Source organism: Rugamonas sp. (assembly GCF_025354735.1).
Classification (GTDB): domain Bacteria; phylum Pseudomonadota; class Gammaproteobacteria; order Burkholderiales; family Burkholderiaceae_D; genus Rugamonas.
Genome location: NZ_JANXMI010000037.1, coordinates 26,041 through 36,219, shown reverse-complemented (window position 1 = coordinate 36,219; position 10,179 = coordinate 26,041). Strand labels below are relative to the sequence as shown.

10 protein-coding genes and 3 pseudogenes are annotated in these 10,179 nt (G+C 62.5%); 6 read left to right on the top strand and 7 right to left on the bottom strand.

Going from position 1 to position 10,179, the window contains the following annotated elements; all coding sequences use genetic code 11:
- The 3 genes from Q0S71_RS03435 to Q0S71_RS03425 all read right to left on the bottom strand — a co-directional run.
- Nucleotides 1-190: hypothetical protein (locus Q0S71_RS03435; RefSeq protein ID WP_295991328.1), on the bottom strand; the 190-nt coding region annotated here is incomplete at its 3' end.
- A gap of 87 nt (nucleotides 191-277) precedes the next feature.
- Nucleotides 278-697: a carboxymuconolactone decarboxylase family protein gene (locus Q0S71_RS03430; protein ID WP_295991325.1), complete on the bottom strand. Its 420-nt coding sequence runs from the start codon at nucleotides 695-697 to the stop codon at nucleotides 278-280.
- A gap of 68 nt (nucleotides 698-765) precedes the next feature.
- On the bottom strand, nucleotides 766-1,320 hold the full coding sequence (locus tag Q0S71_RS03425; protein ID WP_295991339.1) for a carboxymuconolactone decarboxylase family protein: 555 nt from the start codon (nucleotides 1,318-1,320) through the stop codon (nucleotides 766-768).
- Nucleotides 1,321-1,715: 395 nt separating this feature from the next.
- On the opposite strand from Q0S71_RS03425, the gene Q0S71_RS03420 reads away from it, so the two are divergent.
- From Q0S71_RS03420 to Q0S71_RS03405, 4 genes are all read left to right on the top strand, one after another.
- On the top strand, nucleotides 1,716-2,339 hold the full coding sequence (locus Q0S71_RS03420; protein ID WP_295991322.1) for a glycine zipper 2TM domain-containing protein: 624 nt from the start codon (nucleotides 1,716-1,718) through the stop codon (nucleotides 2,337-2,339).
- Nucleotides 2,340-2,537: 198 nt separating this feature from the next.
- Nucleotides 2,538-2,876, top strand: coding sequence for a hypothetical protein (locus Q0S71_RS03415; protein WP_295991320.1), 339 nt, complete (start codon nucleotides 2,538-2,540; stop codon nucleotides 2,874-2,876).
- Between the two features lie 71 nt (nucleotides 2,877-2,947).
- The gene (locus Q0S71_RS03410; RefSeq protein WP_295991318.1) at nucleotides 2,948-3,367 is read left to right on the top strand and encodes a hypothetical protein; all 420 of its coding nucleotides are present in this window, start codon (nucleotides 2,948-2,950) and stop codon (nucleotides 3,365-3,367) included.
- Nucleotides 3,364-3,717, top strand: a complete 354-nt coding sequence (locus tag Q0S71_RS03405) for a hypothetical protein (RefSeq protein WP_295991343.1) — start codon at nucleotides 3,364-3,366, stop codon at nucleotides 3,715-3,717. Before Q0S71_RS03410 ends, Q0S71_RS03405 begins: the two co-directional genes overlap by 4 nt.
- Nucleotides 3,718-3,735: 18 nt before the next feature.
- Here Q0S71_RS03405 and Q0S71_RS03400 read toward each other — a convergent pair.
- Nucleotides 3,736-4,008: pseudogene (locus Q0S71_RS03400) on the bottom strand (recombinase family protein); the annotation flags it as partial.
- A gap of 332 nt (nucleotides 4,009-4,340) precedes the next feature.
- Between Q0S71_RS03400 and Q0S71_RS03395 the strand changes: the two are divergent.
- A pseudogene (locus Q0S71_RS03395) lies at nucleotides 4,341-5,669 on the top strand (aspartate aminotransferase family protein).
- Nucleotides 5,670-5,762: 93 nt separating this feature from the next.
- Here Q0S71_RS03395 and Q0S71_RS03390 read toward each other — a convergent pair.
- From Q0S71_RS03390 to Q0S71_RS03380, 3 genes and pseudogenes are all read right to left on the bottom strand, one after another.
- The gene (locus tag Q0S71_RS03390; RefSeq protein WP_295991316.1) at nucleotides 5,763-6,614 is read right to left on the bottom strand and encodes a fumarylacetoacetate hydrolase family protein; all 852 of its coding nucleotides are present in this window, start codon (nucleotides 6,612-6,614) and stop codon (nucleotides 5,763-5,765) included.
- Nucleotides 6,615-6,667: 53 nt separating this feature from the next.
- Nucleotides 6,668-7,894 carry an MFS transporter gene (locus Q0S71_RS03385; protein ID WP_295991314.1) on the bottom strand — a complete coding sequence of 409 codons (1,227 nt, stop codon included), beginning with the start codon at nucleotides 7,892-7,894 and terminating at the stop codon, nucleotides 6,668-6,670.
- Between the two features lie 145 nt (nucleotides 7,895-8,039).
- Nucleotides 8,040-9,445, bottom strand: a pseudogene (locus tag Q0S71_RS03380) (KamA family radical SAM protein).
- Between the two features lie 251 nt (nucleotides 9,446-9,696).
- On the opposite strand from Q0S71_RS03380, the gene Q0S71_RS03375 reads away from it, so the two are divergent.
- Nucleotides 9,697-10,146 (top strand): cache domain-containing protein, encoded by a 450-nt coding sequence (locus Q0S71_RS03375; RefSeq protein WP_295991311.1) that lies wholly within the window; start codon nucleotides 9,697-9,699, stop codon nucleotides 10,144-10,146.
- Nucleotides 10,147-10,179: the final 33 nt, after the last annotated feature.

Sequence of the window (10,179 nt, the reverse complement as noted above, 5' to 3'; positions counted from 1 at the left end):
GCGGCGGCTGCGCCGGCGCGCGCGGCGCCTGCGCCAGCGTGGCCGCCGCCAGCGCCGACTGGATGAAGCCGCGCCGCGTCAGCTGTGACCCCTGAAGCATGGCGGCGTCACCCGCGTCGCCGATGGGCGCCCGGGGCGCGCCCGGCTTGATGACATCTGTCGTGTCCGTCTGGTCTGGCTGGCCTGGCATCACGCACTCCCCTTGAAATAATCAGCTCAGCCGATTATCCGCAGCACGGAAGCGCGCTCTGTTCGCGGTCTCACATATGGCCGACATTCATGGCGGCAGCAGCGCGGCCGACGACGCCGGCACGGCCGTCTGCGCCGCGTTCATGACCATCGCCAGGAAGGTGTAATAACCGTTGATGCCCATCAGGTCGACCACGCCGTGCTCGCCGAACAGCGCCAGCGCAGCCCCATAGGTGGCGTCGGCGACGCGCTGGCGCTGGTGCAGCTCGACGCAAAAGTCGTGCACCAGGGCCTCGTCGGCCGCCATGCCGTCCGGCCGCCGGCGCCGCGCGATGGCGTCGATGGTGGCCGGCGCGATGCCGTGCTCCAGCGCGATCGGCGCATGGATGGCCCACTCGACCTGCTGGCTCCACTGGCGCGCCGTGACCAGGATGGCCAGCTCCGACAGCCGCGTGCCGATCGCGCTGCGGTAGCGCAGATATTCGCCCATGCGCTGCGCCGCCGCCATAGCAGTCGGGCCATCAATACATGAATGGCGCGCGATTTGTCCCGACGCCTGTGTTACCTAAGGATAGGTCACTCTGGCAAGGGTTTAGCTGGCGATACGGGCACCGTCGTTTGCGCGGTATTCATCACCATGGCCAAAAAGGTGTAGTAGCCGTTGATGCCTATTAGATCAACTACGCCGTGCTCACCGAATCTAGCCAACGCGGCAAAGTAGGTCCCGTCACCGACCTGTTTCTGCGTATGCAGTTCAACGCAAAAGTCGTGCACCAATGCTTCATCTTCCGTCATTTTCGTTGGACGTTGTCGGAGCGCGATAGCACTGATCGTGTCCGGCGATATATCGTTCTGCTGTGCGATAGGCACATGAATAGCCCATTCCACCTGCTGATTCCATTGCCGAGCCGTGACCAAAATAGCCAACTCTGAAAGTCGTGTGCCGATAGCGCTGCGGTAGCGCAAATACTCACCCATCTTTTGCGCAGCCGACATTAGTTCAGGACTTCTTACCAGCGGAACAAACGGCCCATATAGTGCGCCTCGGGGGCCACTGATTACTTCTTGCGCGGCCACCTGCTGGGTGGCACTCAGTCGTTCGAAGGCGATGGGAGGTAATCGATCAGTCATTGGGATATCTTCTAGGTGGCGGTACATCGATGATATCCCAGGCTCGATCATCGAAGTAGACGGCAAAACGGTCCGAAGACCATCAAAGGTGCTAACACTCCAACTCTAATATTTAATTGAATTGAGATTGTGTTAGCACCGCGTCTGGCAGCCAAAACAATTTCCTGGGAAAATCCTATGTGCTATAGCGTACAGATGCCACAGAACTAGGATGGGATAATAATCGGCGCTTAAAGAAGATCCCCACACATCAAGAACTCTTGCAGCCCTGCCTGCACTCACCAACGACACGTTTTCTTACATTTGATACAGGATTTGTGTCCCGGAACTTGGCATGTGGAACGTTATCAGAGCAATCATCTCACCGTAATAAAACCAAAACGAAAAGGTCACAAATGAACACTCCACTCACTCCAACGTCCAAGCCCCGCCTCCATCCTTTAATTCTCGCTGCCGCCGCCGCAGTAGTGCTGGTTTCTAGTCTTGGCGCTGCAGCAATAATGGGATGGTTGCCGTCTTCTGCAGGAAAAAATTCTGAGATTCCCTTGAACGCCAATGGGCAGCCCATGACGAATCAGACGGTTCAAACGCCAACGACGCAAGCCAACGATCCGGCCTACCACAGGACCACGCCTGTTCATCATTCGCGTCCTGAATATATTGCGTCAGCAAGCCCAACTACGTGTTCAGAGTGTGGCGTCATTGATGCCGTTAATGAAATCGATACCCGAGGCCAAGGTAGTGGAGTCGGTGCCGCTGGCGGTGCAGTTGTTGGTGGTCTACTAGGAAACCAAGTAGGTGGTGGCAGAGGTCGTGAATTGGCGACCATCGCAGGCGCAATCGGCGGCGCAGTGGCAGGCAATCAGGTAGAGGGCAACGTTAGAAGTACTCATAGCTATGATATTTCCGTTCGCCTGAACAACGGCACCTTCCGCACCTTCCATCAATCGGAGCAGCCTGCTTGGCATACTGGTGATCATGTACGAATTGTGGATGGTTCGATTCGTTCAAACGGCTGATCCTCTTCGCCACAAACGGTGCTAACTCAAGCTGTCTAGTATTTAACTGAATTGAGATTGTGTTAGCACCGCACCGCTATCCCATCGCATGCCCCCAGTCTTGTAAATAATTAACATAAAGCAATAAATTAGTGTACGATTTTGCGAGGGCTGGATAAAATTCTCTTGTTGATTTGACAAATACACAGGAGAAATGCCATGACCGCCACCATCGAAAAGAAGTCCACTATCACCCTCGCCGACAAGAAAGCTCCAACTGCCGAAGGCAATGCAGCGCCTGCCACTGAAGCACCGACCACCACGCCAGCTGAAAAGCTGAAAGCCTCGATCCAGCAACTGGATGCCGAGCGTACCGAACTGGTCAAGAGCACCATCGAGAACATGAAGCCAGGCAAGCCGCTCGATCATGCCGCCATCCGCGAAATCAACAAGATCGAGACGAAGAAGAACCGCCTGATTATCGCTCGCTTTGCTGGCCTGCTGAAGAAAGGCGACACCAGCATCCAAGCCATCGTTCACCAAATCATCGAACTCTAACCGACGATGTTCGTCAGTGGCAGCGGCACCAAGCGCGCTGCCGACGCTAGCTCTCAATTCAGGGATCACCGATGAAAACCATGAACGTCGTCCAGCGGGACAGAACGCCTCTTCACCAGCAACTGCTTGTCCTGATACCTATAATCAAGGCGCTCGAAGATCATCGTGCTGCCGAGGCCAGTTCGATGCCACCGCTGCTGCTAGAGATTGAATACCACCAGACTGGCGATTTGACGCTCGACTTGGGCAAAGCCCCCGTCAACGATGACGGCCGGATCGTTCCAGACTTGACGCTAGTGCTCTACAACAGCGGTCGCAGTCAGAAGCCGCTCACTTATCAGCATGCATTCATTACCGCATGGACATATCTTTCCCAACATACACCGATGAACTCCGCCGAATATGAGGCCATGTACAAGGCATTCTTCATGTCGTGGTACGTCCACCTCTTCGAGTACGAGGACAACATCAAGACTTTGGGTCTGGCATGATCGGCGGCTACAACGGGGAGAGCATCCACGCCCAGATTTTTCACCGGCTGCTAGATGTGATACCGGGCCTGCTCACCATCGACGACGTGGGCATGTCCGAAGTGGACGGAATCCTGCCACTGTACTTCGATGTCGTTTCGCGCACTACGACAAAGCTCACCATCATGCTGGGCCACAGCCGTGCTGAATCTGGCGGCGTGGTCATCGATCCCGAAATGACCGTCGCCGTCTATCTCGACCGTAGCATAGCTGAAGCTCTCACCTACCGGGATGCGTACATGTCCAACTCGGTCTACTCGCCGGATGGGAGCCACATCGACATTCTGGCGAAGCGCGTGCTGAACGACTAGCGCAGCTAACACTCGGTCACGCGATAGACGGTCCAATGACTCGACCAACAGGTGCGAACCGCGAGTAACGCGGCCTGTTTTTACTGCATCAAGAAAAGCGCCTAACGCGCCGCGCTCGATATTTGACCGATCAAAGGCTGAAAGACCAAGATCCCGAAGATTTAGGGTGTCATCGAGCGTCAGACCATTTGACGCAGCGTATTTTTCAGATAATTCAATCTGCCTACGCAGCGAATCACCTTTCTTTTGTTCTGCTTTGGAGAAGCGTATGTAGCTATATGCGATTGGCACCGGAAACCCACGAATAATTGCAATATGGCAATTATATCATCCTCAGAGTTTATGTATTGATGGCTCGGCTACTATCAGTTCCGGGCTGCGGACCAGCGGCACGAAGGGCCCGTACAGCGCGCCGCGCGGACCGTCGATCACGGCTTGCGCCGCGACCTGCTGGGCGGCGCTCAGTTGGGCAAAGGGTAGCGATTGCAGGCGATCGGCTATGGCGGTGCTTTCAGCTGGTGCTCGGTGGGACAGCGACTATCAGCGCATATTCCGGCAAAAATCAATGGCGCGCAAGCCGATCGCGCTTATCGTCAGCAGTCTCATCCACACACGGAGACGCCATGACACACCTGATCCACCGCAATCTGCGACTGGTGCCGCCGGTCGCCGCCAGCGCCGCCGGCATGTATGTGCGCGACCGCCACGGCAAGCAGTATCTCGACGCCAGCGGCGGCGCCGCCGTCTCCTCGCTCGGCCACGCCCATCCCGACGTGCTCGCCGCCATGCACGCGCAGATCGAGCGCAACGCCTACGCCCACACCGCTTTCTTCACCACCGGCGTGGCCGAGGAACTGGCCGACCACCTGGCCGAACACGCGCCGGGCGACCTCAATCATGTGTACCTGGTGTCGGGCGGCTCGGAAGCGTTCGAGGCCGCGCTCAAGCTGGCGCGCCAGTTCTTCGTCGAAGGCGGCCAGCCGCAGCGCAGCGTCTTCATCGGCCGCCGCCAGAGCTATCACGGCAACACGCTGGGCGCGCTGGCCATAGGCGGCAACGAGTGGCGCCGCCAGCATTTCGCGCCATTGCTGCTGGACGCGCCGCGCGTGGCGCCCTGCTACGAATACCGCGACCGCGCGCCGGGGCAAAGCGTGGCCGACTACACGGCCGGCCTGATCGCCGAGCTGGAGGCCTGCATCATCGCCACCGGTCCCGAGCGCGTGATCGGCTTTTGCGCCGAGACCGTGGTCGGCGCCACCGGCGGCGCCGTGCCGCCGACGCCCGGCTACTTCAAGGCCGTGCGCGCGCTGTGCGACCGCTACGGCATGCTGTTGATCGCCGATGAAGTCATGTGCGGCATGGGTCGCACCGGCACGCTGTACGCCATCGAGCACGACGGCGTGGTGCCGGACCTGGTCACGCTGGGCAAGGGCCTGGGCGCCGGCTACCAGCCGATCGGCGCGCTGCTGGCGCGCGACCATGTGGTGGCCCGCCTGCGCGACGGCAGCGGCGCCTTCCTGCACGGGCATACGTATATGGGCCATCCGGTGGCGGCCGCCGCCGCGCTGGCGGTGCAGCAGGTGATACAGCGCGACTGCCTGCTCGGCGCCGTGACGGTGCGCGGCACCACGCTGCGGCGCATGCTGCATCAGGCCTTCGACGGCCACCCGCATGTGGGCGACATCGCGGCCGCGGTTTGCTGCTGGCGCTGGAACTGGTGCGCGAGCGCGACACCAAGGAACCGTTCGCGCCGGCGCTGAAGCTGCACGCGGCCGTCAAGCAGCAGGCCATGGCGCGGGCTGATGGTTTATCCGATGGGCGGCACCATCGACGGCCGGCGCGGCGACCATATCCTGCTGGCGCCGCCGTTCATCGCGACCGAGGAGGATCTGGCGCAGATCGTGTCGCGCCTGGGCGAGGCGCTGACGCGGGCGGTGTCCAGCGTGTGGTGACGACGGCCGGCGCTTGAGGGTGGCCTTCCGTCCGCCCACACGCACGCTTACTCAGCGACTCACTCACCTACTCACTCACACGCCCACACAAAATCATCCCGCCTGATAGGCGATCACATCCTGCTGCTGCTCGCCCAGGCCGGCGATGCCGAGGCGCATGGTGTCGCCCTTCTTGAGGAAGCGCTGCGGCTTGCGGCCCTGGCCCACGCCCGGCGGCGTGCCGGTGGCGATGACGTCGCCCGGCTCCAGCGTCATGAACTTCGACAGGTAGCTGACCAGTTGCGCGACCGTGAAGATCATCGTTTCCGTGCTGCCGGTCTGCATGCGCTTGCCGTTCACTTCCAGGTACAGGTCGAGGCGCTGCACGTCGAGCACCTCGTCGCGCGTGACCAGCCATGGGCCGACCGGGCCGAAGGTGTCGCAGCCCTTGCCCTTGTCCCACTGCGGGCCGCGTTCGAGCTGGTACTCGCGCTCGGACACGTCGTTGACGACGCAGTAGCCGGCCACATAATTAAGCGCCTCGTCTTCGCCGACATAGCGCGCGCGGGTGCCGATGACCACGCCCAGCTCGACTTCCCAGTCGGTCTTCTTCGAGCCCTTGGGCAGCATCACGGCGTCGTCCGGGCCGGACAGGCTGCTGATGGCCTTCATGAACACGATCGGCTCCTTGGGCAGCGCCATGCCGGCTTCGGCCGCGTGGTCGGCGTAGTTCAGGCCGATGCCGATGAATTTGCCGATGCGTGCCAGCGGCACGCCGAAGCGCGGCGTGCCGCGCACCAGCGGCAGCGTGGCCGGGGCGATCTTGGCCAGCTTGCGCAGCGCCTTGTCCGACAGCTGGGCGGCGTCGATGTCGTCGATGACGCCGGACAGGTCGCGCAGCTTGCCTTCCTCATCGATCAGGCCAGGTTTTTCTTTGCCGGGACGGCCGTAACGAACGAGTCTCATGGTTTTCCTTGGTGTGGACGATGGGGCGAGGCACCTCATCAGCGGCCCTCATTTTAACCGAAGGCGGACCCGGTCCACGGCGCGCGGCGCCGCAGGTGGCGCACCAGGCCGGCCAGTTGCAGCGCGATCAGCACGCCGAAGCCGGTGCGGTAGGCCGCCGCCGGATACTGTTGCAGCAGGTTGGGCCGCCAGCAGCCGATCAACATGCCGAAGCCGGCCTGCACCGCGAAGGCGCCGAGGAAGATCAGCAGATTGAGGCCAGTGGCGGCGCGCCCCGTCAGCGCCGGCGGCATGGTCTGGGCGACGATGGCGTATTCCATGCCGGTGATGGTGCCGGCCAGCGTGAACAGCACGGCCAGCAACTGGTAGCTGGGCGCGTAGTCGAGCACGAAGCCGCACTGCACCGCGATGAACAGCGCCACGCCGGCGGCGGCCACGGTCAGCGGCGCGATGCCGCGCCGGCCGGCCCATTCCGTCACCATGCCGGTGGCGATGGCGCCGAAGATGATGGCGGCCATGCTCAGGTAGAGCAGATAGGCCACCGCCGCTTCCGAATAGTGGCCGACGTCGCTCAGCCACTTCCCCATCCACAGGCCCTGCATGCCGAAGAAGACCATGTGCGGCACCAGCAGCGGGCCGATGGTGCGGCGGAACGCGCGGTGGCGGTAGACTTCCAGCACGGCCCGCATCGTCGTCGACGCGCGCGGCCGGCCCTCCTTGCCCTGCATGCGCGGCGACGCCGGCGCCAGCAGGTAAATCAGCAGGCCGACCAGCGCGGCGGCGGCGGCCAGCAGCAAAAACAGGCCGCGCCAGTCCATATAGTGCAGCGCCAGCCGCACCGGCAGGGTGGCCGACGCCGCCCCCAGGCCGCCGACGGCGATCAGATAACCGTGCACCGACGGCAGCCGCGACGGCGCGATCCACATCGACATCGCCTTCACGGCCGACATGAAGCAGCCGCCCAGCCCCAGCCCGATCAACGCTCGCGCACACAGCAGCTGGAGGTAATCGTGGCCGCCGGCGAAGGCCAGCGCGCCGGTGGCGGCCACCGACAACATCAGCAGTTGCACCTTGCGCGGCCCGTGGCGGTCGAGCGCCACGCCGACCGGCAGCTGCACCAGCGCGAACGCGAAGAAGAAGGCGCTGTTCATCAGGCCGAGCTGGCCGGGCGTCAGCGCCAGCGCCGCCACCAGCTGCGGCGCCAGGATGGCGGTCACCGTGCGCATCAGGCTCGATAGATAGTGGCCCAGCGCAAACGGCAGGAACACCAGTCCGAACACGGCCGGGCCCGAAAGCTGGCCGGGCTGGCGCGGGCGCTGTCCTAATGCCGATGCTGATGTTGATGCTGACGTTGATGACGCTGACGCCGGTGCCGATGATGACGCCGGCGGCCGCGGCTGTGGAGCGGGCATCGCGGCCGCCGCGTCACAGCAATTTGCCGTGGGCCGCGCCGGCGCGGGCGGCGCTGCTGATCGGAATCACCTTGCGCGGCGCGGCGGCCGGCGTGTGGCTGTCGACGTCATCGCCCGTCTCGAAGAAGAATTTATCCTTGCCGAAAGCCGGTTTCAGGTGGTCGAGCCAGGTCGCGTCGGGATCGAATTTGGCGTAAAACGGCTTGCGCACCCAGTCCGGATTACGGGCCTGCAAAAACTGCAAGGCGAAGACTTTTCGCCGTTGATGGTGGCCACGCCGTCGATGACGACCTTGCCCGGAAACGCGCTCATCGACGGCCCCCGCACGGTGCGCGACAGGCCCGACACCATCTGGTAGGCGGCCTGGAAAATCTCGTGCGCGCGCGCCAGCGGCAGCTGGAAATAGGCGTGCGGGCCGGTGTCGCGCTCGACGAACATGTAATAAGGAATGGCACCCAGGCGCACCCCGGTCTGCCACAGCTCGGCCCAGCTTTTCGGGTCTTCGTTGATGTGGCGGATCAGCGGCCCCTGCATGCGCAGCGTGGCGCCGGTGCCGACGATGCGCTTGACGGCTTGCTGCGCGATGTCGGGCCGCAGTTCGACGGCGTGGTTGTAATGGCCCATGATGGCCATGTTCTTGCCGGCGCCGACGACGCGCTCGAACAGCCGCAGCAAATCGTCGGCGTCGCGGTCGGAGACGAAGCGCTGCGGCCAATACGCGACCGACTTGGTGCCGATGCGGATGTTCTGGATGTGGGCCAGCTCCGGCACCAGCAGCGGCTCGATGTAGGCGGCCAGCGAGCGCGTGTTCATGATGAGCGGATCGCCGCCGGTGATGAGCACGTCCGTCACCTCGGGATGCAGCTTCAGGTAGGCGGCCAGCTCGTGCGATTCCCTGGCGTCGAATTTCAAGTCGTCCATGCCGACGAACTGCGGCCAGCGGAAACAGAAGGTGCAATAGGCGTGGCAGGTCTGGCCGGCGCTGGGGAAGAACAGCACCGTCTGGTCATATTTGTGTTGCAGGCCGCGCAGCGGCGCGTCGTTCACGCGCGGCACGTTGTGCGTCATCTGGCCGGCCGGATGCGGATTCATGCGCATCCTTATCCCGCGCACATAGTCGGCGATGGCGGCCGGGTCGCGCCGCACCAGCACCAGGTCGCGCAGGCGGGCGTATTCGTCCGGCGGCAGCATGTCGCGGTGCGGGAAGGTGAGCCGGTAGATCGGATCGTCGGGAATGTTGTTCTAGTCGATCAAGTTGTCCATCACGTATTCATTGCTGCGGAACGGCAGCACATGCGACACCACCTGCACCGCTTCCTGCAAGTCGAGCGCCATCCAGGCCCACGGACGCGACTGGGCGATGGTCTGCCGGGTGTAGGGCTTGAACTTGGGCGCGGCGGCGGTGACGATGGCATTCATGGCGAACTCCCGGGGTCAGTGTGTGGCAGGACTTTCATGCTAGAACCTGCCGCGCTCTCTGGGTTGCCGTATATCAACTTCCACAAGGAAATGTTTCGTTTGGGAATAAGTACTTGATGCAACACCGGCCGGCGGCCGCCGCGCTGCCGCGCACTTGCGCTATCGCAATTCCGACCGGCGGCGTCGGCGTAAATTACCTCATGCGCACGGGAAACAATTTCCGTCCAGTCAGACAACCGAGGATAGCCACCATGAAACGCCTAGCCACCCTGCTGTGCTGCACGCTCGCCATCGCCGCCGGCGCCGCCACCGAACCGAACGAAAAAGACGCCATCGCCATGGCCGAGCGCGGCGCCGCCTTCATCAAGGCCCACGGCAAGGACGAGATGATGAAGCGCCTGGCCGCCAAGGACCCCGATTTCGTCCAGGGCGCGCTCTACGTCGACATGCGCGACCTGCACAGCGGCATCGTGCTGGCCCATCCGTTCAACCCCTCCATCGTCGGCAAGGATTTGACGGACGTGCCGGACGCGTCGGGCAAGCGCTACCGGCGCGAAATCATCGAGCTGGCGCAGAAGCAGGGCAAGGGCTGGGTCGATTATCAGTACAAGAATCCAAACACCGGCAAGATCGAGCCGAAGACCACCTACATCCTGCGCGTCGGCGACGTCGTGCTTGAAGCGGGCATCTATAAAAAATAAGCGCCTACCGCCCCTTCGTCGACGGAGTTCCAC

Excerpts from the sequence above, each read along its gene's own strand:
- Q0S71_RS03405 (WP_295991343.1), top strand. The coding sequence starts at position 3,364 with ATGATCGGCGGCTACAACGGGGAGAGCATCCACGCCCAGATTTTTCAC.
- Q0S71_RS03390 (WP_295991316.1), bottom strand. The coding sequence starts at position 6,614 with ATGAGACTCGTTCGTTACGGCCGTCCCGGCAAAGAAAAACCTGGCCTG.
- Q0S71_RS03430 (WP_295991325.1), bottom strand. The coding sequence starts at position 697 with ATGGCGGCGGCGCAGCGCATGGGCGAATATCTGCGCTACCGCAGCGCG.
- Q0S71_RS03410 (WP_295991318.1), top strand. The coding sequence starts at position 2,948 with ATGAAAACCATGAACGTCGTCCAGCGGGACAGAACGCCTCTTCACCAG.
- Q0S71_RS03420 (WP_295991322.1), top strand. The coding sequence starts at position 1,716 with ATGAACACTCCACTCACTCCAACGTCCAAGCCCCGCCTCCATCCTTTA.
- Q0S71_RS03375 (WP_295991311.1), top strand. The coding sequence starts at position 9,697 with ATGAAACGCCTAGCCACCCTGCTGTGCTGCACGCTCGCCATCGCCGCC.
- Q0S71_RS03415 (WP_295991320.1), top strand. The coding sequence starts at position 2,538 with ATGACCGCCACCATCGAAAAGAAGTCCACTATCACCCTCGCCGACAAG.
- Q0S71_RS03425 (WP_295991339.1), bottom strand. The coding sequence starts at position 1,320 with ATGACTGATCGATTACCTCCCATCGCCTTCGAACGACTGAGTGCCACC.